Here is a 23,148-nt window from a genome sequence, read left to right on the forward strand (position 1 = left end):
TCGCCAATCTGCACGCTCGGTGCAACGTAGATTGTGCGATGGTTCATGTAGAATCCGACGACAAATAGCAAGCAGGGGTGGGGAAATGAACGAAGAGACGCTGCGCATTCGGCGAGTAGAGGTAACCGGTTTATTCGGGTTATACAATCATAAAATTGACCTGAACCTCCAAGAGCGGGTCACTATCATCCACGGACCCAACGGCGTGGGTAAAACCATGCTTTTGAAGCTAGTGGCGGCGTTGTTTTCAGGCCGACTTGTGGAACTGGCTCGCACGCATTTCTCAACTTTTACTGTGACACTAACGGACGCCTCGATATTAGGTTTCGAGAGGGAAGAGCGCGAATTTGTGGACGAAGAAGGTGTCGAATCCGATCAGCCACGACAACAATACCTTTTCGAACGTTCTGTTCGGGCCAAGTCAGAGAAAAGACCACCTAGGATCGTTATTCGGGCATTCGCGATCGCCGATGGCAGAAGAGAAGAGGCAGAGTTGGGTGCGTTACCCAATAAATCTTCGTCGGCGAGGCTCGCAAGCTTCATTGATAGCGAGACGCCTTGGCTTTATCGAATGGGCCCGGACCAGTGGATGGATAGGGAATACAAGGAGTACCTTACAGCCTATCAGGTTATTGAGCGTTACTCTGACCGGTTGCCCACGCGTTATCAAGGAAAACTCTTTAAAGAACCCGAATTGGTTCGGAATCTTCGCCGAAAAGTGAAGGTGCATTTCATTGAAACACAGCGATTACTTAAGCTTAGTATTCAGGAGGCAGAGTGGGCGCGGCATAATGCCGATCGCACCGTCGTTTCGATGGTGAAGAGCTACGCGAGCGAGCTTAAGGAAAAGGTTTCCGCCACGTTAGCCAATTATGGAAAAGGGTCTCAAACGCTCGATCAATCGTTTCCTTGGCGCTTGCTACACGGCGATCAACCGAGAGTTCCGGTCGATGAGCTTAAGCGACGAATGGTTGATCTAGAAAAGAAAAGAGACTACTTGAAGAAAATCGGCTTGCTCGCTGACGACAATAGCTACCCCTTTGATGTGAATGCAATAGATTCACTTGATTCGACGCGGCTTGATGTTCTTGCTTTATACGTTTCGGACACTCAATCGAAGCTAAGTGTATTGGATAATCTGTCTGAGCGTGTTTATTTGCTTCTTGACATTGTCAACAAGAAGTTTAGAAATAAATCAATTTCACTTGATAAGCAAGAGGGATTGAAGGCAGTTAGCAGCACCGGCGCCTCGCTAGATCTCGACGCATTGTCATCGGGAGAACAGCACGAATTAGTTTTGATTTATGATCTTTTGTTTAGGGTAGACCCCGATACGCTTGTATTGCTTGATGAGCCCGAACTGTCGTTGCATTTGACGTGGCAGAAGCAATTCCTGCAAGACTTGCTGAATATCGTGGAGGCAACGCGGTTCGATGCAATTGTTGCGACTCATTCTCCATTTATTGTCGGCGACCGGCACGACCTAATGGTTCCCTTAGCTTCACAGGAAGCAGGGGAATAGAATGATTACCAGGAATGTCGGCGATGTACTCGCCGAACTGAAGATGGCTCGCGCAGCATTTCGAGGAACCTTGTTGGTTCTAGAAGGGGTATCTGACTCCCTTTTTTGGCGAACCAAGATCAAGAATGACGATTGCCAGATCACCATTTCCGGAGGCAAATTTACTTCGGTAAAGGTGGCGGAAATACTAGATCAAGAGGGTTTTAACGGTTTTATTGCTATCGTAGACGACGATTATGACAGTTTCCTAGGGCGGACATACGAATCGGATAACTTGGTGTATCCGGAGACCAACGACTTAGAGACTTTGTTGGCCAGTTCTCCGGCGTTGGAGAAGGTGTTGGACGAGTATGTTGACCATGACCAAGCCGATGCGCGACCAGAAAAACTTCGAGATCTCATCGAGCGCATCAAGGATATAAGCCTTTTTTTCGGAAAGTTAAGGTACATAAATCGTGAGCGTGGATTGAATGTCCCATTCGAACGTCTGTCTCCATGGAAATACGTAGACGCTCCAGCCTTACGACTGGAGGAGCATCGTCTGTTAAAAGACTTTGCGGACTTGTGTAGCATCAAGCCGGAGGAGGTCGAGGCGTGGCATCGTGCGATCCTTGGCGAGCCCATTTGGAACATGATCCAAGGTCATGACTTTACATGCGTGTTGGCTATCGCATTGAGGAATAGATCTCAAAATCGATGCAACGAAAAAACGTTATGTTCCTCCCTTCGGTTGGCCTATGAGCTTGCCTGGTTCAAGGCAACAGGTATCGTGCGCGCTATTTCGACGTGGGAGGCACGTCACGGGCTTGCCCTGCTAAGCTAGAGTGCCATTCTTCATCGGACAGACGATTTGCGGAGCCGAGCGAAGCGGTGCGCAACTTCGGTGCCGGACGCAGTTATATAGCATGCAACGATGTTCGAACTCATCCGTGTATGAGTGAACATTTTTCCCAGCCAACTTTATGCGAATGACCGTTGCACCTTACGAGGCGAGATTGACATCACGCTAGAATGAACGGCCGGAGTGGGTCAGGTTATGCCGTTTGCATGAGGCGGGCACCCGACGTGACTGTCGCGCCCGGTCCACGGGCGCTTGTGGCCCATCAAGGGACGCTCACCCGACTGTGACATATTGCCGCAATCATACGCGTTTCAGTCATTCGCCTTATTCGGTGTCCGCGATCTCTCGCGCTCGGCGCGCGATTGAACGCGCGCCTCAGATCGAAAGCGGTCCGCATAGTGAGCGCGACTCAAGGAAAAGCTCCCCATCGCTCCCCTGCCTATCGGGTGTGAAGCCAACAGGCATCTACGCTAGCGTTCGGGGAACGCGTTCTGTGCGCGCTTTCTTTGAGCTCGCGCGATCTGCATCAGCAATCCAGAGGACGCAGGGCGACATAAAATCGCATTCCATGCGGGGAACCTATCCGGTCATAGCTTTTTATATTATCAATCAAGCGGGCCGCCATCCGACCTTACGTGCAGCCCCCGATTCACTAGATTTCCGCCGCCGTGGCTGATTGCCTCGACCTCTTACCTTTCGTGCCGAGCGAAGTTGTGAGAGCCTTCAACCGTTCGAGCAACTGTTCCGCTGACTCATCGTTCGGGTCTTGCCCGACGAGTTCGCCACGGAAGGCCTTTGCGAGGAGTGCAGGTGTCAAGTGGTCGGCAACAATCTTCGCTTCGTCCAGCGTCTTTTCCAGCCTGTCACAAGTCGCAAAAATTCGCTCAATTTGATTCACCATTCGCAACTGCTCGGCAACAGGGGGGAGCGGGATCTCCATTTCCTTGATATCTTGGATCGAGATCCGTTTATGACCGGCGCTCGATTTCGCTCGTCGCTCGATTTCCTTTCTAATATCCGGCAACGCAAAAGCATATGCGCAGTATTTTGGGACAATCGTTTCCTTAAGCCTCGCACAATACAAACGATCGGGGTATTGATACTTGTTCAACGACACCGAAGGTACAACTGCACAGTTGCCAACATAGTTGACGTTGCCGTTGAGTCGCGTGAACAGTACATCGTTTTCACGTATAAAATTTTTCTCCTCACCCGATTGTTCGCTTGTCAGATACCTAACGTCTTCGAAATCAATACGACCTTGACGAACGCTACTTGAACGCAGTATCGGGTACGCTGTCTTGTCGCTTTGAGGAACAGCCGTAGTCCCTCCTCTAATGCTATTGATTAGGCTGCCGAAAGCGATGCGAGGAGTTGGCTTGGCGTCACCGTCCTGACCTAATAGCGTGGCAACCAGCGCCGCCCGACGAAGTCGGGTCAAGATTGTCGGCACCCGTCCCATTCTTGCACAAGCGGCTTCCACCCGCGAGAGAACGGAGTCAAGCTTGTCGGCGATGCGTTTCTGCTCAGCGAGCGGCGGAAGGATGAACGGCGCACTGCGCCCGGCATCCGTCCCAAGGCGTGGCATATTCAATCCGTGACTAACCCCGATCGCATAGCTGAGAAAGCGCGGCCCCCTAAGCCAGTGGAAGACATACCGGTTGTCAACGGCCGCGGTCTGCTTGATCGGTATAATTTCTGTTGTGCACAGTCCGTTGGAATCTGCGAGCACCACTTTGTTTAAATAGGGTCGTAGCTTCCCGTACAGGACATCGCCTTTCGAGAATCTGTTCTTAGTGCTCTTTGACTTTCGATCCGCGAACGTTAAGCGGCTGACGATTCTCGACTTGTCCTTCTCTATGTCTTCGAGCTCCAAAACCCACTCATCATCGGAAATCTCGTCGGGCTCCGCTTTGAGAGTAGTGCCGTAATCGACAACTTCTCCGAGCGTTGTTTCCAGCCATCCCTTTGGAAGCCTACTCATTCTTCAGCCGCCTCCACGCCCAGTTCATCCATTAAGCTGCGCAACTCGTTGAGCGCACCTTCAAGCTCATCGATCGCCTCTTGCGCCAGCACTTCCGGCTTCGCCAAGTCCCCGTCAGCGCCATCGCTGTCATCCTTCAGCCAAGCGATATCCAAGCTATCGTTGCGATCGGCGATTTCTTTGCGCGAAAAGTAGCGGAAACGACCTTCCTCGCCCGTATCAACCCGTTCGGCGCTCCCATCTGGCGCACTCCCGAAGGCTGCTTCGAACTCAGCGAAATGCTCACGCGTCAGCGGCGTGCGCTTGCCGAATTGAGGCATGTTCGCACGGAGGTCGTAGACCCATAAGCCAGTCGTGTTGCCTTTGTCCGTCTTGCCGCGCGTGAAGAACAGGACATTCGTCTTCACACCTTGCGCGTAAAAGATACCAGTGGGCAAGCGCAGGATCGTGTGCAGGTAGCACTTATCCATCAGATCGCGGCGAATGTCCGCGCCGACATTGGATTCAAAGAGCACGTTGTCCGGCAGCACCACTGCCGCGCGTCCACCCGGTTTGAGCGCGCGATAAATGTGCTGCAAGAATGCGAGCTGCTTGTTGCTGGTCGGAAAAGTGAAGTCATCTCGCGTGGGCAGGCCGCCTCCCTTCTTAGTTCCGAACGGAGGGTTCGTGATGATCAGATCTGCCTTGGGCAGTTGCTGACCCTCGCTCGAAAGCGAGTCTCCGTAACGAATACCGCCGGTTTCATCCGAATCCAGATCATGCAGCATCAAATTCATCAGCCCGAGTCTGTGCGCCGCCTGCACGATTTCCATGCCGTGGAACTGGAGGCGATATTTCTTGTAAGCAGCTTCGGACAGCGCCTCAAGATCGTTGTGCTTGCGAATGTAGTGGTTCGCGGCGATGAGGAAACCGCCAGTGCCTGCGGCTGGATCTTGGATTGTTTCGCCCAGTTTGGGCTTCATCAGCGACACAATGCTGTCAATCAGCACACGCGGCGTGAAGTATTGACCCGCGCCCGACTTCTTCTCGTTAGCGTTTTTCTCCAGCAGCCCTTCATAGAGATCTCCGAGCCCTTCGGTCTTCGCCGAGTACCAATCAATCGCATCGATTGCGGTGATGAGCGCGGTTAGCGTGGCTGGCTTGTCAATGAACGAACGCGCGGCGGCGAAGATCTCTTTCGTGATGATTGAGCCATGCGTGCCGAGGTGGATCAACATGACCTTATAAGCTTCAAGCCGCTCGGGCGCAGCCTTGCTTTCGAGGTCGTCCCACCGATACCCCTCTGGCAGTCTGTCCTCGGTGCCGGTTTCCTTGGCCATCTTCAGGAACAGCAAATAGGTCAACTCGGTCACATACTCGTGATACGTCACGCCATCGTCGCGCAAAACATTACAGAGGTTCCAAAGCTTCGCGACTATGTCGTTAGTGATAGTGCTCATCGGTTAATTCTCATTGGTTGGCAGCTTGCTGCCAGATCGATTCATTCATATCAGCCAGCACGTCGTTTAGTTGCTGGTCGAATACCTGGTTCAGGCGCTTGAAGCCGCCCTGCTGCCCGAACGGTCCTTCGTTGATGGAAACATCGTCGACCACGATGTTCGCCTTGATCTGTTTGGCAAGCCGCTTGAGCCAGTCTTGTTGGAGGGGTGAGAGCTTTCGGTGGAGGCTGACGCGCTGGACGGCGGCATCTACACGCTGGTCGAAGGGGATAAGAGCGTCGCCCAGCGCCGCCTGTCGCACGAAGCCCAGCACACGCGCCGCGATCTCATGATTCGACTTCTGCGCCCACGCGTGCGTAAGCGAGTTTTCGTTAAAGCCCGCGCGATCGAGTGCGACCACAAGCTCCCGCAAATCCCGGCGCGTGAGTTCGCGTGGTCGTTGCACCACAGCCATCAGCGCGGGCAGCGTATTGCTGTTCTTCCTTACGAACTCCGTAAAGCGCTCGAGATAGTCCTCTGGCTTCCCATAAGTAGGGGACACATCAACAAGCGAATCATCGTGCGACGATATCACAAGGGGGTCTGTTGGCATGCCGCGCTTGCGGTCGAGGGTCTCGCCAAGTCCCACATTATTCGCCCACCATTCGGCCAGCTTTTTGATATCGGTGTTCTTGAGGAACTGCCCGAAGTCTTGTGGATCGCAACCGGCATGCTTCAGCGCGTCGGATTCGCTTTCGCTTAAGTGCCGCGTCTTGCGTTGCCACTTCGCGAGCAGCTGCTCGCGCGCACGCTCGGCGATAGGCTCGTCCGGGTGAGCGACAATCTCTTTAACCAGTTGCGCGAAGCCAATGTTCGGGTTCTGCACAACGGGCTTCATGCTGTTGACGGATTCGAGTGTGGCGTAGAGATCCACGGCATCGAAGATGCGGAAGACTTCTTTTCCAATCTCATCGCATCGGCGCGTCGCACGCCCGAGCATCTGCTCGTACAGAATCCGGCTATTGACCCGGCGCAGGAACACGAGATTGCTGATCGAAGGCACGTCGATGCCGGTCGTGAGCAAGTCCACTGTGACCGCGATCACTGGCAGCGATTCGTTGCGATATCGCCGGATGAGTTGGAGGGGCTTGTCCGACGCGCCGGTGATCTTGAGAACCGCGTCGTCGTCAATGTCGACGCCCTTCGCGCGGTAAGCGTCTTTCAAGAGACGCACAACCATATCCGCATGCACATCGGTCGCGCAGAAGATCAGCGTTTTCCCCGGTCCTGCCGGATCTAGATAATCGACTAGCGCCTCGCATACGGTACGATTGAACGGTTCGGTTATGACCTTGCGGTTGAACTGCGCGACCTCGAAGCTCAAATCATCAGGCGTCTGGAACAGGTCAATCTGCTGCGTGCCGGCATCGTAGACCTGCACATCGTCGCCGGCCTTGTAGTTGATGCCACTTTCGCTCAGGGCCGTTCGGATGCGCAACGCCGGATCGTGGTCGATGAGGTGGCCGTCGAGGACTGCCTCGCGGTACGAATAGACGAAGACGGGCAGGCCAAAAATCTCGGTCGTGTGCAGTGCGGGAGTAGCGGTCAACCCGATCTTCACCGCGTCGAAGTGATCCAGTACGCGCCGGTACTTCGAAATGTAGTCGGCTTGATCCCTGAACTCGACTTCCACGTCGCTCATCTCGCGGTCGAGCAAATATCCGCGGTGGCATTCGTCGACAACGATGCAATCGTAAGAGTCGACCGGCAAACCGCCGTCATCGTTGTAGAGCACGCGCTGGACGAGCCCCTGCACCGTCGCGATGTGAACTTTTGTATCAGGCTCGGGCTGCTGTTCGTCAATCTCCTTGATCCCGAACACATCGGCGAAACGCTGCAGCGACTCCGTCTGCGTTTCTTTGAACGCGTTCGCTGCCTGCTCGCCGAGCGCGGAGCGATCTACGAGAAACAGTACGCGGCGGAAGCGCTGGGCTTTAAGCAGCCGATACACCAGCGCAATGCAGGTTTTGGTCTTTCCCGTCCCCGTCGCCATTGCGAGAAGCACACTCTGCTTGCCCTGCTTAATGGCGTCCTCGGTCGCAACGATCGCGCGGCGCTGATAGTCGCGCAGCGGGAACCCGAACTTGAATCCGATGTCGTCGAGTTTTCTCTCCGCGCCATCGAAATCTTGCTTTAGCAACTCGCGGATGCCGCCGGGGGTGTACCAGCCATTTAGCGGCTTGCGAAGGTTCGTCGTGCGCCGGAGGTCACAAAACCAGATGCCGCTGACCTCCGCGAATTGCTGCTGGAACGGTCTGCCATTGGTAGCGAACACGAGCGGGACTCGGAAATGCGACCATTGCACGGGCAGCGGCGCTTTTGCATCATCGAGAGCGTCTTTCGAATAGCGCTTTGCTTGATCGATGGCAGATGCAACGTTTTTGGCATTACGCTTTGCCTCGACTACGGCAACGCACTCCGCGCCGATGAAGAGCGCGTAGTCCGCAGGACCGCTCTGCGTGGGCCACTCGGCAATTGCGAGGAAACGATTTGCCTCGGGGCGCGTACCGGCGCTGTAGCGCAATGCAACCGAGTCGGCGTCCCAACCCGCATCGCGCAATTGCTGATCGATAAGCTCGCGCGTGGCCTTCTCGTCCAGATGGATCTGGCTCGCGGCCTTGTCGAGTCGCGTCTGCAATTTGAGCAACTGCGCCTTCGGCCGCTCGATTGCCTCCGCTTGCAACGTGGCGAGTTGGGCGGCGGAATCGGATTGCAGTTGCGAGAGCTTGGCTTCGAGCGCTTCGACCGTTTGGCTTCCGTCGACCGCGAGAGACTCCCAAAGCTTCGCCTCTTCTTTGGCTTGCGTTGCTAGCTGCTGAGCGGTCTCGACTCGCCCGACCTGTGCCTCGAACTTTTCTTGCAGTTGTGCTAGCTCGGCCTTCAGCGCGGAGGATTCATCTACGGGTGCTTTGGGCGGGACGAACGCGCCGCCCTTGAAGTCCGCGTTGACGAAGCTGCGCTGGAACCAATACCCGAGTTGCGTCGCGATCTTCAATCCCTGCAACGCGGCGCGATGGTCACCAGAGAACTGATGGTTCGCCGCGTTGCCTGCCTTGCGCAGCCAGTGGAACAGATCAGCGGAGTCGCCGGGAAGCCAGCCCGCGCCTCGAAGGCGCGAAAGCAATGCGGCTTGGTTATCTTCGCCCTCGGAGTAAACCCCAGTCCGCGCGGCGACTTGCTGCGCCATCAATTCGCCAAACTGGCGAAGCTTCAGCAGACTGGTGTTCGGATCGTCAACGAAATATCGTTCGGCGGCCGCACCAAGAAGGGCTAGATCTCTCTGCACACTCATCAAGTGCGCAAAGTTGGAACGTGGCTGGAACATTTTTGTTTTATCTCCACGGCGCGCCTGCGCCCCCGAGTCGGCATTTTAACCGAACGCCCGTTGCGGACCTGGGGTTGCATACCAGCGAGACCTGCTGCTTGACCACTCGAAGCCATTCGTGGGCGGGTTCCCTCCCTGTATGGACCGGAAACTGTAAAGGTGTGTGGGTAGAGCGGTAGAGCCCCTGAGTAGCTGGGGCGCGTTGTAGCGCTCGCCAGTGCCCACGGTGCTGGTGTAAATGTCTCTTCTCGGTGAGACAGCAGACCGTCGCCCATGCTAACTAAGTGTCTCCGACGAGTCGAAACCGTGAGTTGGCCGATGGTTGAAGCGGTCGTCGCTGCACAGCGCCGTCACCGGCAGCAGCCCGACACATTCCCAACACTAAGGGAGCATCGTAGAATTTCGGCGTTGGCCGATGACGTGCAGGCGAAGGCGGCGAGCGAATGACCGTTGCAATTCGCATCAAGAGACGTCACACCGACCACGGGTCGAACGGCCGATGAGGGCTTTCGCTCCCTCCTCACCGATCGGGCGGCGCATTGCCGGCCGTCCCGCGGCCCGATCGTGGGACGGCCGGACCGCATGCGAATACCACGTCGGGCCTAGGCAGTTTGATCGAAGTGAAAGTCCGGCATCAATGCGACTAAAACTGCGCAGCGGCTGCCAGCGCTTTGCTAAAGTGCGCGTCCGTGGCCGCCGGGCACGCGCCGCTGGGCGGCATAACCGGCTCACGAGAGTCGCTCAAACACAGCCCCAGCGCGACCCCATCGGGCAGCATTATCTTCCGCAACTGGCCGTATGGCAGTTCCGCCGTGTGCCCCACAGACTCGACATTCTTGAGCATGGGCGCAGCGCCTGCGGGTATCGACATTGTCGTCGTCATTGTTGACGCCGGCAGGCCATTCGTAAGGGTCTGGCTCGGCCCGACGTCGTAGTGTGCTTGGAAGGTTACCGTCGCGCTTGTCGCGCCAACATGCTGGACGATCACGCGCGCCACCGGCTTCGCGATGCCCTGTCGGCAAACGCCCGCATCGCATGAGCGGACGGCGAAGAGGTCTGGCACGACCTGCCAGTAGCCGCCGACCGCAATCCTCTGGGTCACCAGCCCACCTAAGACGGGTTCGCCGGACATCGATCCGGCGGACGCGTCAACCACTGTTGCCCACACCTGAGGTTGGGCCGCTTCCTGCGAGAAAGTGGTACATGCCGCAAGCCCGGCTAGAGCAAGCGCAGCCAGTGGCGCCGCCGCGACGCGCAGTGCGGCAGTGACTTTCTGCCGTTTGGACCGGATCAAAGCGTGTCGTCGACTGCCACGGTCCGCAGAGCTGAGGACGAGGTGGCGGTCCAATGCCATGATTGCCGTTGTCATGCGAAGGCGACTCCTTTGGAGGTCAGCGAGATGGTTGCGCGGGAATACCGCTCCCTCCAAGCGGTATCGGCCAACAGGGAGACAACATGTAGGGCACGGGCGGGAATATTTTTCAGATGAACGAAAAGTACTAAAAGGCACAGCCCCGTTTCCGGTGTTCACGTGCCTAGATGTTTCGTCAGGAAGGCGGTCGACCGGTCGGTCCGCGGCACACTTGTACAAGAGGCCGTACTAACCGGTGTAAGCGATCATCGCAATAGGTCTGCGACGACTGGCGGTAGAGAGTCCGTTACTGCCATAGGTCTACTAACACGATCAATCTGTTGGGCGAATCGCTCTGCGCCTTTATCGGTGCAGGCTTCCGGGGGACGACAACGCCTCTTGGCCACTCATAGGGCGCACAGCCCGCTCGCGCCGTTTCGGCGACGCCGACATACGTCTCAGCGCGCGGGGTGCCAGATGGGCCCGTACGATCCGAAACAGGTGTTCAGCACAGCCTCGGTCGTGATCCCATGGACATGCAGCTCGCCCCATTTGTCTACTTCGAACGAGACTTGCCCTTCGTCACTATTGAGCCCCGGACCACGAAGCACATCGATGACACGCACCTCTCCACCGCGTGACTGGACGAAGCTTTCTTGCCACATGCGGTCGCTCGTCGCCTCCGCAAGGCGCGCATACAACACATTGATTAAAGGAAGATACCGGCCATCAGGCACCCTGCAATTGATGTTGAACGATCGGACAATGCGCTCCGCCTCTGCAGACTGGAAGTGGAGGCGATGACCATATTTCGCTCGAAGATTCGCTATGTATTCGGCATTGGTAGGCCGAGCGCGCGCAGGTGGCTCTAGACTTTGCCCGGATTCGCCGATGCGGTGCGACTCTCTCACGTCAATAATCGCGGGCGTCGAATAATCCCGTCCAGTGGGGATGAGACGAACGAACCCTGTCACCTGAACTAATCCATCCAGTCTCGGATGGAGCCCCTGAAGAACGAACTGTCCGACATGCTCCGCCTTTTGGAATCCGTCCTTAGATACAACGCAGACCGGAACGTCAAGCGTCAGCATGTCCTCCGTGCGCGTAACGTCGCCAACCTTACTCACCTGCTGACCGCGCGTGCCGTTGAGGGAAACTGAGTCACCCTCCTGCAAGCACTCCGCATGAGCGGCAGTCAGCGCAAGCGCCGTCAACACCCCGATGATCGTCTTTTTCATGTTCTCGAAAGGGCCCGATTTGATGTAGAAAGCTAACTCGTAATCATGCATCGCGCATCGTTCAGCTGGCCTTTACATCAAAGTAGAACGAGTCCGACGGCTCCGCGCCACCCCGCACTGGATATCGTTTAAATGCGTCCCGCTCTAGCCAGACTGCGAGCCGATCGTTCTCAACGCGTTCGACCTCAATTCGATGGAGCTCGAGCTCATCCGCGCTCTCCTGCGAGGCGTGCACGATCGACGAAAAGATCGTGTGTCCTCGGATCGCCTCAAGAATCCGAATATTCGCCAAGCTCACCACGGGTTTCTCGTACCCCCATCCACGCCTCACACCAGCACTCCATCAAAGGGCTCTCGTACCGTCGCGAAAGCCCACACTCTTCCCGTTTGCCCAATTGCTCTAGCACCTTCAGCCATCGAAGGTAGGGGCGCACTTCACGTGCTACCACGCTCTGTGATATTCGCAATGCGATGCCAGTACGCCCTTTAGGATTTCACATCGAGGTAGAACGTCGTCGACGGCGCACCGTCTGATGGCTGCGGATAACGTTGAAACGTCGCCCGCGTTAGCCAGTCGGCCAGACCTGGGTTATTGACGCATTCGATCTCGATTCGGTGGAGTTCGAACTTGTCGGCACCGTCCTGCAGCTTGCGTACAATCTCCGAAAAGATTCCATGCCCTCTGATCGCTTTGTGCAGTTGGATATTCGCCAAGCACACGACAGGTTTCTCGTAGTCCCATCCGCGCATGACCCCCGCACGGGTGTAGCAATGCATGAAGGGACTTTTATACCATCGTGAGACGCCCGCGCCCTCACGCTTCCCCATCCCTTCAAGCACTGTTAGCCAGCGGAAATATGCCCGCAATTCGCGTGAAACAACCTCGCTTGCTACCCGCAATGCCATTGCCATATCCTCCGAGCACATTGGCTCGTGCTGCCCGAATGGACGAAAAGAATGCCACGCCAAAGCTCGTCTCACAATAGACCGTCGCAACAAATGCTGGGCTAACAGACTCGAAATCTGTTGACCGGGGCTATTGCTGCCTTATGTGGTGGTCGTCTCCGAGGATGGCAAAAAATGCCGGGCGCGACTTGGGCGCATCCTGCGTCATTCCTCAAAAATGAGCAATGCGAAGTGTGTACCCTCACCATTGCCCTAGCATCACCGCTCCCTTTTGGTCGTTCAGCGCCCTTAGTCGATCAATGATCCGCTTCGCCGCGTCTGGACTCTCCTTGCCAATCTCCTCGATTACCATTTCGTGAAGCCGCTCGACGCGATCCATGTTGTAAAACGCCTCCGACAAGGCCAGCATAGTATTCAGAAGCCTGTCGCGCGCCCGGAGACTGTCATTCATGACGTTTGGCACACGGAGTTTGCGCTTGCCATCGTCCCCCACCTTTGCGGCGAATTCACGCATGAGCTGTATATCGGCGATCATGTCCGCGACCGTCTCCCGGAAGAATCGCACCGCGTCGTGCGCCAATGCAGTCTTCTCAATGACCAACCCCGGGGCTAGATCGCCGGGCCTTGGAATATGGCGCGCGACTTCCGCAGTCAGTTGCTCCGCAGCAGGCCTGCCGGCCGAGTAACGCGCGTCGCCAATGGCATCGCCCACCCACCTGGACCACGTTGACGCCGCAACGTGCTGGAAGTCCTCTCGGGCCTTTTTGGGGCCTTCGACGTGACCTGACCGCTTCGTGCACGCACGGATATGTTCGATCGCATGCGCGCGATCTGCGTTTGCCCTTCGACCCATTCCGAAATCTCACAATTTAACGGTTAGATTGTGCGATCACGACCCCGGCCTTCCGACCAGACGGGCGTTTCACGCGAGCCGTTTTCCGGTAAAACACCCACAATTTGCAGCCCGAGCTTTACTCAAACATGGTTAATGCGCGCGGCGCACGCTTGGGATACCATGACGACGTCGCTGAGACAACAGCGATCGAGATTGGCGTCTCGAACAGCAAAGGCGGACAACCGCCGCCGGCGGTATTTTTTCGTCCGCACATCGAGCTCCTATGGCTGGGACTTGGTGAGGGAGCGCTCGCGCTCGCCGGTTCCTTTGCTCCGGTACGCCAACCTCGCCATGCTCCCGGCCACCACGATTGGCGTCGTGGACCGGGTGACCAAACCCAGCAAAGGAGTCCTCACCATGCAGCAGACCATCGCAGCACCTGAATTCAACAACGGCAAGCCCGCCCGGGCCGGCGTCTATCGCACCTTGCGCGGCAAGCAAACCCGCGCGACCCTAAGCTACTGGGACGGCAGACACTGGCACTGGGACGAATTCAACCCGCAAGCGGCGCGCAAGGCGCGATACGTGAGCCACTATCAAACCCGCACCTGGGCGCCAATCGAGCAATCACCGTCAACGCACTGACGCACATCTTGCTGCTGTTCGAGGCGTCGCCATCCCCCGCAATGCGGAAAGGCCAGAAAATGCCCCCTGCGACCCTCGACATCAACGGCGCCGCCGAGATGATGAAGATGCATCCGAACAGCGTGCTAAAGTTGATCAAGGGCGGCGTACTACCGGCTGCCCGCATAGGCCGCGCCTACGTCCTGCTGACCCGGGATGTATTGGCACTCATCGAGCAGCAAATCATTGCGCAGACCGCTGAGCGCATGCAAGTGCCCGGACGCCGCGTCAGGCACACGAATCTCTTGCCGCGTAAAAAACGGTGAAACGGGCGCGCGGCACTTGCGCCGAGCACGCCCCGCCTACTTTGGGTCCTCGCCAAGCGTCTGCCTCGCCCGCGCTATCACCTGCTCGAGCACGCCACGCTCTTTAACGAGCTCGGCAACATCGCAGCCGGCGTCCGTCGCCTCGAGCTGCTTCTCGACGTAGGCCAGCCGATCAGAAGCGCGCGCCAAGATCCTCCTCTCTGCCTCGTCGCACTGCCCCGCCATCGCTGCCAGCTCGCCGAGTTGCACGCGCACAATGTCGACGTCTGGTCTCATGGGTTCCCCTGGTGAGTCGCGGCATCTGTGTTCGACGTCATGCTACTCCAACAATTCCATGAACCATCTCATCCGTCGGTTCATAGAACGGTTCATAGCCCAAAGCCAAGCCCGATAAGGCTTCTAGCCACTCTATGAACTTTATGAACCTATGAACCGAGAAAGAGAGAGAGAGAGAGACGAATAGGAATACGGATAGGGCTATATATATCTTCCCCTCCGGAAAGGGTTCATAAGTTCATAAAAACCGGCAACCCGTTGCCAGCCGGGCGTTTGCGGCATGAACCGTGAGGTTCATAGGGAAGCAGGATATGAACCGCGAGGTTCATGATTCCAGGTTGGCGTCCATGAAAAAGCCCGGCATCGAACCGGGCTTCAAGAAGATCAACTGGACCATGCGCTGGTGCGGCTAAAATTGGTCGTCTTCACCCAGGACGACGTCGAGCGGCACAACGTAGAATCCGACCGAGTTCTTGTGGGTGGGGAACCCCTCTGTTTTGCGTTTTGCGATCTGCGTGCCGGGTCCGGCTCCGTTCAAACGCAACAGGATCTCCCTCAGGCCGACGCTGAACCTCGTTTTAGCCATCAGCTTGTCACGCTCGGCGTTGCTGTTCGCAAGGAACACATAGTTTTTCTCACCGATCTTGCCGACCTTAAGTCCGTGCCGGCCAAGCGTGCGGCGCGCATCCTTGTCTTTGATGTGCTCTGCGTCATCCACGTGACGACCTGCCGCGATCGCAAGAAGCTCTGAAATGGTCGAGTTGCCGCCACTCATGTCCAACGTGACGTTCGCGTCGAGCAATGCCTCGAGCGCGGCCTGCGAATCGTCAACTTCGGCCCCGGCGCGGTGCTCGCACCATTCGTAGTCGTCGATCAACTCCTGCGCCTCAGCCGCCGTCGCCACCTCATCCGACACCAGCGACCACGCGCCGGCCAGCAGCGTGCCGTACTGGTCGCCATCACGTTGTGAGCTGAACTTGCGCGCAGCCACTTCGGTGAACACCTCGATGTTCTTCAGTGTCTTCGGAATCAGGTCGATCGCGCGCCGGAGCAGTCGACGCGAGACATCGGCATCACGCACGACCAAGCTATGAATTCGGTCCTTGAGCTCTGCCCATTGTCGATCGGATACGCTCGATTGGCTCGCGCTTCGCAGCGTAAGTACGGTCAGGCGGTCGATGTCCGCCTTGTTCTTCAACGCGACCTGGATCGACGCCAGCGCGAACATGCTGCGAATGTGAAAGCTCATTCCAGATCCGTCCGCCGTGCCCTTTAACGTTTCGGCACCCGACTCCGACGACGCCTGGCGGATCAGCGACAAGATGGACTGGACCCGCTTCACGTCGCCCTCTTCAGTCGATTCGGACTCGTCCATCAGTACGGGCCGCGCGTCTGCCTTCAACTTCTGGCGGATCCCGGCCTCTGTCGAGTTGCCTTGCGCAAAGACGGCGGTGCCCTTAAGCAGCCTGTTAGCGATCGCAGCGAGCGTTGTCTTCCCGCAGCCCGCACCGCCGGTCAGCCATACGTGCGGACGCCATTCGATAGCGCCACAGACAGGTGCCAGCGCAATCCAGCCGGCGAACAGGAGCGCAGATGCTGGCATGTTCCAGCGGAACTCCTGCATGAGCTCGAGCAGCGCTCTACCCTGTTCATTGGTGAGCGGAGCGGCATGAGGTTCCGGAAGCGCAGCCGATCGCTCGTACACGTTGTGCGAGCGAATCTTGGCCACCGGCGTTTCTTTGCCGTCGACCGTAAGCACGTCACCGTGATGGAACACGACACGGCCGTCGTCGATCCACGCACCACGACCTCGAATCCGGCTAGGATCATAGATGTCGCGATCGTCAGCCGTGCGCACGATGAATTCCGTCGCCGCGCGCTTGTCGATGCCCTTTTCTTTGCCGTTCTGGAAGTGCATCTCCCACCAGTTCAGTGGCGCCAGTTCGATCAGCCCGGCGTCCGTGAAATCGGACTTTGTGCGCGTAAGCACCTGCCCCGTCTTGTGCTTGAGGAAGAAATATTTTCCGTGGTCGTGCCCAAGGATCGTGAAGTGGCCATTCTCAACCAGCGTATCGTCCGGCGGCTCGGCGATCGTATCCACCGCGCGCTCCTCCATCTGCACGCTCGCCGCTGACTGCGCCTGCTCGAGCACCCTCTGCGTGCTGGCGGCCGCCCACGGCGCGACGTCCTGCTCGGGATCCGCCTCGACTGTATCCGCGAGCACCTCGTCAAACAGCGCCTTGACCGAGTCATTGCCGTGCAGCATTGCCCAGTCATTCCAGTCCGTCGGACCGCGCTTCTTGCCGCTCGCGTCCTCGACGCCCGTCTCAGTGCCGAACGGCGGCAGCGCGATGCGCGCGCCGACCGCCTCGACCACCTCGCGCGCACGCGTCAGGCCCGGGTTTTCTACGGGCTTGAGCGTCCACTGATCGTTATCGGCCGCGATCACGAGCGTCGCATTCTTGAAGCGATCGCGGCTGCGGATCGCCTGCGCCACTGGCAGCAGATTGGGCGCGTCGAACGCCACAATCACGGCATGGCCCGTCGCCTCGTGCACCGACGCGCCCGTCGCGTAGCCTTCAGCGATAACGACCACTTCCTTGCCGTTGACGGTCTGCGGCTGACCGAACGCGTAGAAGCGGCCGTGCTTGTCCGAACCGCTCAAGTAATCCTTGTCACGGCCGAGCGAGTTGTTCGAGTCCGGCAGAATGGCCTGCAACGACAGGATGTTTTTCTCAGCGTCACGGATCGGCACCAGCAGCGCCTTATCTGAGATCTTCTGCCGCTCGCCGTTCACGAACTTGTACCAGGTTCCGATGCGCAGGCTGTGCGCTTTCACGCCCTTGCGCCGCAGGTACGGATGCGAGTCGTCCGTGCACTTCACGGCCTCATCCCAAATACGGTTCGCGAGCTCAGCCGCGCGCTTGTGCTGCGCCGCCAGCTCCTCCTCGCGCTGCTTGCGCTGGGCTTCCATCTTCTCGCGATAGGCGCGCCGCTCCTCCGCCGTCATCGGCGTGCGCTCCGCATTCGACTTCCACGGAAACGACGTGTCGTATCCATATCGACGGTTGCAGCCGAACTTGCCCGCCGGATGGTCATCCGAGTGAAGAACGTACCACCCGTTCTGCTCTGTCGGGTTGTCGCCTTCGACGTGGATGCGATGCAGTTTCCCGTCAGCAATGATCTTGGTCGGATCAACCTTGATCCCCTTCTCGAACATCGCGTCGACAAATTCTTCGATGGCGGCGGTCTCATGCATGAGCCCCCCCGACGATGTCAAGGCAATTTTCTAAGAAATTAGTAGTGCAAACGTGACGCCGCACGAGTCCTGCTGTAAAATCCATCGCTGTAGCTTCCAAAGCCGGTGTCCCGCGTCCAACGGGCCCGGCTTTCTTATTTGCCGGGAAACACCGGAGATTAAACACTGCGGCATGAGCCGCCCTGCTGGCTCCAACTAGTGGGCCGATGTCGCGATCCTACCGGCGCCGCCCGGGAACCGGTAGTCGTTGACGCCAGCCCGCGAAGGTGTCTGATTCGTGACAACCGCCCGCAAAACGTTGCCTGACGGACATCCGGCCATCACGACGGCAAATCAAACTTTTTTGTGCTACCGAGTCATCGACTAGCATCAGCGTCGGTCCGCATCGCTCCGCGCGTATGCCGAGCGCCGGCGGTTGCCCAGCATGTCCAGCCGACGGTATATTTCGCGTTCAGCGTCCCCAACCTGCTGTTCAGCAACGACATCGGCGACCGCGCGGCGCAGTAACTCGAGCGACGCGTTACCGAACTGCAAAAACCGGCCACAGCACGCTTGAAGCCGAACGGCATCGACACAACCAATGCCCGTGTGCCGCGCCACCTTCGCCAGCACCAACACGAGTTCGAACGGATTTGCGCAATCTATCGCCTTACCATCGGCGCACACGGTTACCCGCCCCGGCGTGCGGCGGTCCCAAAACGCTCGTAAGCCCTGCCGCTTCTCCGTCGGCACGTCGCACGGCGGTATCCACTCGATGCCTCGCTCGTCCGCTTGGAAAGACTCCCAGCCCATCGCGCAGAACCAAGGGTCAATCGTCCCGGCCGCGATTTCCCTGACGTCGTCAGCGCTGAGTGTCACAGGATCGAAGTCAGGCGCCGGATTGAACCAGTTGAAATTGGTCATCAGATTTGCTCCGTTTCAAGAATATTGTTGGTCGCTCCCATCGCACGCTCCGCAGCCCAAGCGCGAAGAACGCGCTGGAGCTCGCCTGGTTCTCGACGCTCCGCCTCGACGTCGTCCGCAGACCGGCAGCTTCGTCGTGGCGCATAACGTTGCTCGTCGCGCGCGTCGTCGTCTTCGTAGCCAGCGGCCTCAGCCACGCGCGACGCATGCCCCGGCATAGCAGGCGTCGGCGGTGTCCGGTCGACAGGCTTCCCCGCAAGCCACGAGCGCACATCGGACGCGAGCCATAGCCGCGTCCCGCGCGGCGTCAGTGTGATCGGCATGGGCAGTTCATTCCGCTTGCCCATTCGGGCGATCACGCCCGCCGAGACGTCCAGCGCGCGTCGTAAATCGCCGATGGAAATCACTCGCAACGGATCGGGGTCCGTCATGGGATCTCCTGGCGTTCGGCCGCCTGCGCCGTCATACCGATTGATCATCACGTCGTCATCGAGCTCCGTCACTTCACGGCCCCCCGGCGCGACGCGCCGCGAGCCACTGCTCAACGTCGGCGAGCCACCACCGCACAGCGCGGCCTGGAAGCTCTGCCGGCATCGGAAACTGCTTGGCTTTGCGCAGTTCGTGTAGCTTCGTCTTTCTCGTTCCGGTCATCTGCATGACCCCCTCAAGGTCAATCGTTCGAAGGTCCCTCACCCTTCCCTCCTGATAGCGGCGCCGTGCGCCAACGGGGAAACTGTGCTGTCACGACCATTCGAACACGCGTGAATTCGTGCGAACGTATGCGAACGATGTGTACGAAAGCGACCGGCTTGGGCGCAACGCGATGGACGTCCTCGCACTCGTCGAACGTCTCGCCAACATGGGCGTGCGGGTGCACTGTCTGGCACTCGGTGGCCTTGATCTCACTAGTGCCGCCGGAAAGATGACAATGGGAGTGCTCGGCCGCGTCGCTGAGTTCGAGCGCGACCGGCTGATCGAGCGCACCCAGGCGGACTGGCACGTGCGAAGGCCGCAGGGAAGGCGCTTGGGCGTCCCGCCGCGCTGACAGATGCTGAGGAGGTAGAAGCGCTTCAACAACTAGCCGCAGGTGCATCCGTGGCCCAACTCGCCCGAGGCTTCAACACGACGCGCCAGACGATAATGTGCGTTCGGAGGGCGGCGATTACATAGGCGTCAGCCCGTGGCCATTCGGTTCAAGCGCTCTCATTCTGCGGCGGCCCTGCATGCACGCGCAGGTGCCCGGCCCCTTGTAGGAAGTTGCGGTAAGCATGGATTGCCACGTTCCAGGCGGCGATCGCCACATCCGCCCCCGACTCGATCACGTTGCCATCTTTGTCCACTACGGCAAGCATCGCGGGTTCCCCATTCGGGGTTGTCACGCAAAAGCCGGCATAGCTAAATGCGCTTATTACGGAGTGCCGCAAATCCCCGATACGTGGATCGTTGGCTGTTTTAATTCGTTGCGCCGTCATTTGTTTCCTGACTATTGAAAGTCTGCGCTCGAGCAGGAGTGCCGGCGCATTCGTAGTCTACTGCGGCTCAATAGCGAACTCAACCCTTTGTTTTTAAACGAAAATCGTCATTAATCTGTTGGTGGCCGCCTCGAAGGCGCGCCCAAGGGTCTTCACCGGAGAAGGCGTATCACTTCGGGCTCAGGTCGGGCGCAATAAATAATTCGCCCGCACGGCACAAGGCATAAAAAAACGGCGCTCCAATCTGGGCGCCGCTTCTCTTGTTGGACGGAGTTTTCTATCGACGCAAGAGCCATTCCGTCGTAGAGCGTCAATGTCGGGATTGTGCCTGGCGAGCATCTTCCAACTGCTCAATTCGATCGTTGAGCACAAAGCCAATTATCGCTTTCAGATCCTCTGAGCAGTCCTTGAAGACCAACCGACGTACGGTGTCGATGCCCCTCTGGACAATAAGTACACCTAGCAACTCATCAATGAAAGATTGCGTGGCAGAGATGCCCTCAAACTCTATGATGATTCGCTCAGCATCCGTGTCCAGGAAATGCTCGATCTGATCGCGGAATTCGAAGGCGCGCGATCGCGTACCATAGAACCCCTTAGGAGGGGTGACCGCATTGACTGCATCATCCCGTACCATACATACCTCACTCAAAATTGAAACTTCTCCGCTCACGCAGAGGTGCTACATTGCTGATAATACTCGCAATTTCGATTTCCTGAAGCAATGCACGTTCCATAGTCAGGGCCACACCAACGCCCTGCCAAGGAAATCGTAGCTGTCGAAAGTGTCTACCGGTCGGGTTTTCCCGGTACCATGCGCGGCCACTAAAAATATCGACAGTTCCTTTTGCCGCGATCGTCAGTGCTTTCGACGCCGTCAATCCTATGCCCTGGTTTGCCGAGTCGAGGCCTCTTCCTCTAAGCACGTCTCGATTGCAGCTAACTCGCGGACGTAAAGCAGCCTCAATCGCGCTCGCGTCAGTCTCTTCCATTAGGGCGGAATGCCCGCGCAAGCTTTCCAGAAATCCACAACCATCGTCAAGGATAGCCAAGCGCACGTCGCCGCTCTTTTTGTAATACTGGGCGGCAACCCAGATCTCTGACTGTTTCCTACCACGCGCACGACCATGGAATGCGGCGTTGTTGATCAATTCGGAATAAACGTATTGCAACACCGCTTGGAGGCGATCGGCTGGACTGGGCTTCATCCCATCTGGGTCAGGCTCCGTCGAAGTCTCGGAAGCACCGACCATCGCTTTCGCCAAACGACCCGCCGCCGCATCAATTTCGTGCTCGTACTCGATTTTGGTCATTTCCACTAGGACGTGGTCAAGCGAGGCACGAACTCGCGTTGCGGGCTTATTCAGACAGTAAACCTTGTCGAGCCCTGCAAAAAAGTCCATGCGCTCCAGGTACAGTGCCAGCCAATCTACTAGTCCGTCCAAGTGGACTGTGCAGTCCAAATACGTGACGAGGTCAAGGTGATAACGGAGGAAGCAGAGCCCCATGGGATCTGCAAAGTCGAATTGACTGCAATCGATATGGATCTCTTCACCCTCATGGGAATACAGCGACGCGAAGAACGCCATCGTCGAAGGAAGCGTCACGACGGACACTTTTTTGGGAAGGATCAGGCTAGCTGGCATTTTTATGTTCGAGCGCGCTATGACGCCCGGCACTCCCGTCAACTTTTCGGCCCTTTATCGTAGCAGTCCATCAGGGTGGGAGCGCCGAACACATGGTATATTTAAATTATCCTACGGGCAGCCGAGGCTGACGAAGCCAACCTTCGGACTGGAAGCCGTCGGCGAGGCGGAGGGAGTGGTCTGCGACATAGGTGAATCCGGCGTATAGCGGTGACGTGGCGACAAAGGGCGGTACTGGAGAGGGCGCGGCGATGACGGACGACTGAAAAAGCACAGGCGCCGGTTGTGATGTAGCGTGCCGCGCACGCAACCCGCTATTGTACCGCGCGCCGCCAAGCTTGCCCCGGGAGCGCCCGGCGCAGCGCGCGGGCGCCCTGCCTGCCGCGAGCGCGCAAAGCCCCACGCCGCGGGCAGCCGCCCGCATGCGAGGATGCAGCCCGGGAAGTCCTACTTCTTCTCCGCTTCCGAATTCGGCTGCGGATTCGCGGGCGCCGCGGCATTGGCACCGCCCGGCCCGAACGGGAACGTCGCGAACATGGATTTGGCCTGGTTCTGCATCTGCTCCTGCATCTGCACGAACATGTTTTTCGACTGCTCGATGTAGCTCGTCATCATGCCCTGCATCATCGGCGCCTGCATGTTCATGAACTGCGACCAGACCTCCGGGTTCATCGCCTTGCCTTCATACAGGTTCTTCGACTGGTCGGCGAGCTTGGCCTGAATGTCGATGAAAGCCTGGATGTTCTTCTCCAGATACGTGCCCATCATGCCCTGCATCGCATGGCCGTAGAAACGGATGATCTGCGACAGCATCGACGACGAAAACATCGGCAAGCCGCCGCTTTCCTCTTCGAGAATGATCTGCAGCAGGATCGCGCGCGTCAGGTCCTCGTTGCTCTTCGCATCGATAACCTTGAAATCCTCCTGGTCCAGCACGAGCTGTTTCACGTCCGTCAGCGTGATGTACGTGCTTGTCTCGGTATCGTACAGCCGCCGATTCGGATACTTCTTGATCAGTCGTTCGGCTGCCTTCTTTGTAGTAGTGGTCATGTAACGCCTTTGAGCGCAAGTAGAGCGCGGACGGCGTACCGGCTGCGCAATCGGGCCTGTGCGCAACCGGGACGCCGCCGGAACCATCCGAGCCGACGCGCTGCCTTGTGAG

The 23,148-nt window shown here is 57.8% G+C and carries 20 protein-coding genes and 1 pseudogene; 5 read left to right on the plus strand and 16 right to left on the minus strand.

Features of this window, described 5'->3' with window-relative positions:
• Positions 1–85: 85 nt before the first annotated feature.
• Both ACEN8U_RS23690 and ACEN8U_RS23695 read left to right on the plus strand, forming a co-directional pair.
• The gene (locus tag ACEN8U_RS23690; RefSeq protein WP_013588428.1) at positions 86–1,522 is read left to right on the plus strand and encodes an AAA family ATPase; all 1,437 of its coding nucleotides are present in this window, start codon (positions 86–88) and stop codon (positions 1,520–1,522) included.
• Position 1,523: 1 nt separating this feature from the next.
• Positions 1,524–2,345, plus strand: a complete 822-nt coding sequence (locus ACEN8U_RS23695) for a DUF4435 domain-containing protein (RefSeq protein ID WP_013588429.1) — start codon at positions 1,524–1,526, stop codon at positions 2,343–2,345.
• 670 nt (positions 2,346–3,015) lie between these two features.
• Here the strand turns inward: ACEN8U_RS23695 and ACEN8U_RS23700 are convergent.
• The 7 genes from ACEN8U_RS23700 to ACEN8U_RS23730 form a co-directional block, all read right to left on the minus strand.
• Positions 3,016–4,347 (minus strand): restriction endonuclease subunit S, encoded by a 1,332-nt coding sequence (locus ACEN8U_RS23700; RefSeq protein ID WP_013588430.1) that lies wholly within the window; start codon positions 4,345–4,347, stop codon positions 3,016–3,018.
• Positions 4,344–5,786, minus strand: coding sequence for an N-6 DNA methylase (locus ACEN8U_RS23705; RefSeq protein ID WP_013588431.1), 1,443 nt, complete (start codon positions 5,784–5,786; stop codon positions 4,344–4,346). Before ACEN8U_RS23705 ends, ACEN8U_RS23700 begins: the two co-directional genes overlap by 4 nt.
• 10 nt (positions 5,787–5,796) lie before the next feature.
• Positions 5,797–9,150 carry a type I restriction-modification system endonuclease gene (gene hsdR, locus ACEN8U_RS23710; protein ID WP_310110445.1) on the minus strand — a complete coding sequence of 1,118 codons (3,354 nt, stop codon included), beginning with the start codon at positions 9,148–9,150 and terminating at the stop codon, positions 5,797–5,799.
• A gap of 643 nt (positions 9,151–9,793) precedes the next feature.
• Positions 9,794–10,519: a hypothetical protein gene (locus ACEN8U_RS23715; RefSeq protein ID WP_013588433.1), complete on the minus strand. Its 726-nt coding sequence runs from the start codon at positions 10,517–10,519 to the stop codon at positions 9,794–9,796.
• Positions 10,520–10,959: 440 nt separating this feature from the next.
• Positions 10,960–11,790: a hypothetical protein gene (locus ACEN8U_RS23720; RefSeq protein WP_013588434.1), complete on the minus strand. Its 831-nt coding sequence runs from the start codon at positions 11,788–11,790 to the stop codon at positions 10,960–10,962.
• 435 nt (positions 11,791–12,225) lie between these two features.
• Positions 12,226–12,645, minus strand: a complete 420-nt coding sequence (locus ACEN8U_RS23725; RefSeq protein ID WP_013588436.1) for a hypothetical protein — start codon at positions 12,643–12,645, stop codon at positions 12,226–12,228.
• 241 nt (positions 12,646–12,886) lie between these two features.
• Positions 12,887–13,357 (minus strand): hypothetical protein, encoded by a 471-nt coding sequence (locus tag ACEN8U_RS23730; protein ID WP_157097350.1) that lies wholly within the window; start codon positions 13,355–13,357, stop codon positions 12,887–12,889.
• Positions 13,358–13,897: 540 nt separating this feature from the next.
• Here ACEN8U_RS23730 and ACEN8U_RS23735 point away from each other — a divergent pair.
• A complete protein-coding gene (locus tag ACEN8U_RS23735) occupies positions 13,898–14,125 on the plus strand; it encodes a hypothetical protein (RefSeq protein WP_013588438.1) in 228 nt (75 codons plus the stop codon).
• Positions 14,126–14,133: 8 nt separating this feature from the next.
• Positions 14,134–14,430 carry a helix-turn-helix domain-containing protein gene (locus tag ACEN8U_RS23740; RefSeq protein WP_049799248.1) on the plus strand — a complete coding sequence of 99 codons (297 nt, stop codon included), beginning with the start codon at positions 14,134–14,136 and terminating at the stop codon, positions 14,428–14,430.
• A 36-nt stretch (positions 14,431–14,466) separates the two neighbouring features.
• Here ACEN8U_RS23740 and ACEN8U_RS23745 read toward each other — a convergent pair whose 3' ends face one another.
• The 5 genes from ACEN8U_RS23745 to ACEN8U_RS23765 all read right to left on the minus strand — a co-directional run bounded on the left by ACEN8U_RS23745 (position 14,467) and on the right by ACEN8U_RS23765 (position 19,525).
• Positions 14,467–14,706, minus strand: coding sequence for a hypothetical protein (locus ACEN8U_RS23745; protein ID WP_013588440.1), 240 nt, complete (start codon positions 14,704–14,706; stop codon positions 14,467–14,469).
• A 409-nt stretch (positions 14,707–15,115) separates the two neighbouring features.
• Complete coding sequence (locus tag ACEN8U_RS23750) at positions 15,116–17,965, minus strand: toprim domain-containing protein (RefSeq protein WP_013588441.1); 2,850 nt, start codon at positions 17,963–17,965, stop codon at positions 15,116–15,118.
• 369 nt (positions 17,966–18,334) lie between these two features.
• Positions 18,335–18,868, minus strand: coding sequence for a hypothetical protein (locus tag ACEN8U_RS23755; RefSeq protein WP_013588442.1), 534 nt, complete (start codon positions 18,866–18,868; stop codon positions 18,335–18,337).
• Positions 18,868–19,299: a helix-turn-helix transcriptional regulator gene (locus ACEN8U_RS23760; RefSeq protein ID WP_013588443.1), complete on the minus strand. Its 432-nt coding sequence runs from the start codon at positions 19,297–19,299 to the stop codon at positions 18,868–18,870. The genes ACEN8U_RS23755 and ACEN8U_RS23760 overlap by 1 nt, the downstream gene beginning before the upstream one ends.
• 73 nt (positions 19,300–19,372) lie before the next feature.
• Positions 19,373–19,525, minus strand: a complete 153-nt coding sequence (locus tag ACEN8U_RS23765; protein WP_157097351.1) for an AlpA family phage regulatory protein — start codon at positions 19,523–19,525, stop codon at positions 19,373–19,375.
• A 133-nt stretch (positions 19,526–19,658) separates the two neighbouring features.
• On the opposite strand from ACEN8U_RS23765, the pseudogene ACEN8U_RS23770 reads away from it, so the two are divergent.
• Positions 19,659–20,038 (plus strand): annotated as a pseudogene (locus ACEN8U_RS23770) (recombinase family protein); the annotation flags it as partial.
• A gap of 23 nt (positions 20,039–20,061) precedes the next feature.
• Here ACEN8U_RS23770 and ACEN8U_RS23775 read toward each other — a convergent pair.
• The 4 genes from ACEN8U_RS23775 to phaR form a co-directional block, all read right to left on the minus strand.
• A complete protein-coding gene (locus ACEN8U_RS23775) occupies positions 20,062–20,340 on the minus strand; it encodes a hypothetical protein (protein ID WP_013588445.1) in 279 nt (92 codons plus the stop codon).
• Between the two features lie 310 nt (positions 20,341–20,650).
• Positions 20,651–20,977: an STAS-like domain-containing protein gene (locus ACEN8U_RS23780; RefSeq protein WP_013588446.1), complete on the minus strand. Its 327-nt coding sequence runs from the start codon at positions 20,975–20,977 to the stop codon at positions 20,651–20,653.
• 7 nt (positions 20,978–20,984) lie between these two features.
• Entirely contained in the window at positions 20,985–21,986 is a 1,002-nt protein-coding gene (locus ACEN8U_RS23785) for an ATP-binding protein (RefSeq protein WP_049799249.1), read from the minus strand.
• 447 nt (positions 21,987–22,433) lie between these two features.
• Positions 22,434–23,036, minus strand: a complete 603-nt coding sequence (phaR, locus tag ACEN8U_RS23790) for a polyhydroxyalkanoate synthesis repressor PhaR (protein WP_310110454.1) — start codon at positions 23,034–23,036, stop codon at positions 22,434–22,436.
• Positions 23,037–23,148: the final 112 nt, after the last annotated feature.

Source organism: Paraburkholderia phenoliruptrix, from assembly GCF_047325075.1.
Lineage (GTDB): Bacteria > Pseudomonadota > Gammaproteobacteria > Burkholderiales > Burkholderiaceae > Paraburkholderia > Paraburkholderia phenoliruptrix.

Bases quoted from the DNA above. Each gene is read 5' to 3' on its own strand.
- ACEN8U_RS23690 (WP_013588428.1), top strand. From the start codon at position 86: ATGAACGAAGAGACGCTGCGCATTCGGCGAGTAGAGGTAACCGGTTTA.
- ACEN8U_RS23695 (WP_013588429.1), top strand. From the start codon at position 1,524: ATGATTACCAGGAATGTCGGCGATGTACTCGCCGAACTGAAGATGGCT.
- ACEN8U_RS23700 (WP_013588430.1), bottom strand. From the start codon at position 4,347: ATGAGTAGGCTTCCAAAGGGATGGCTGGAAACAACGCTCGGAGAAGTT.
- ACEN8U_RS23705 (WP_013588431.1), bottom strand. From the start codon at position 5,786: ATGAGCACTATCACTAACGACATAGTCGCGAAGCTTTGGAACCTCTGT.
- hsdR (WP_310110445.1), bottom strand. From the start codon at position 9,150: ATGTTCCAGCCACGTTCCAACTTTGCGCACTTGATGAGTGTGCAGAGA.
- ACEN8U_RS23715 (WP_013588433.1), bottom strand. From the start codon at position 10,519: ATGACAACGGCAATCATGGCATTGGACCGCCACCTCGTCCTCAGCTCT.
- ACEN8U_RS23720 (WP_013588434.1), bottom strand. From the start codon at position 11,790: ATGCATGATTACGAGTTAGCTTTCTACATCAAATCGGGCCCTTTCGAG.
- ACEN8U_RS23725 (WP_013588436.1), bottom strand. From the start codon at position 12,645: ATGGCATTGCGGGTAGCAAGCGAGGTTGTTTCACGCGAATTGCGGGCA.
- ACEN8U_RS23735 (WP_013588438.1), top strand. From the start codon at position 13,898: ATGCAGCAGACCATCGCAGCACCTGAATTCAACAACGGCAAGCCCGCC.
- ACEN8U_RS23745 (WP_013588440.1), bottom strand. From the start codon at position 14,706: ATGAGACCAGACGTCGACATTGTGCGCGTGCAACTCGGCGAGCTGGCA.
- ACEN8U_RS23750 (WP_013588441.1), bottom strand. From the start codon at position 17,965: ATGCATGAGACCGCCGCCATCGAAGAATTTGTCGACGCGATGTTCGAG.
- ACEN8U_RS23755 (WP_013588442.1), bottom strand. From the start codon at position 18,868: ATGACCAATTTCAACTGGTTCAATCCGGCGCCTGACTTCGATCCTGTG.
- ACEN8U_RS23760 (WP_013588443.1), bottom strand. From the start codon at position 19,299: ATGACGGACCCCGATCCGTTGCGAGTGATTTCCATCGGCGATTTACGA.
- ACEN8U_RS23765 (WP_157097351.1), bottom strand. From the start codon at position 19,525: ATGCAGATGACCGGAACGAGAAAGACGAAGCTACACGAACTGCGCAAA.
- ACEN8U_RS23775 (WP_013588445.1), bottom strand. From the start codon at position 20,340: ATGACGGCGCAACGAATTAAAACAGCCAACGATCCACGTATCGGGGAT.
- ACEN8U_RS23780 (WP_013588446.1), bottom strand. From the start codon at position 20,977: ATGGTACGGGATGATGCAGTCAATGCGGTCACCCCTCCTAAGGGGTTC.
- ACEN8U_RS23785 (WP_049799249.1), bottom strand. From the start codon at position 21,986: ATGCCAGCTAGCCTGATCCTTCCCAAAAAAGTGTCCGTCGTGACGCTT.
- phaR (WP_310110454.1), bottom strand. From the start codon at position 23,036: ATGACCACTACTACAAAGAAGGCAGCCGAACGACTGATCAAGAAGTAT.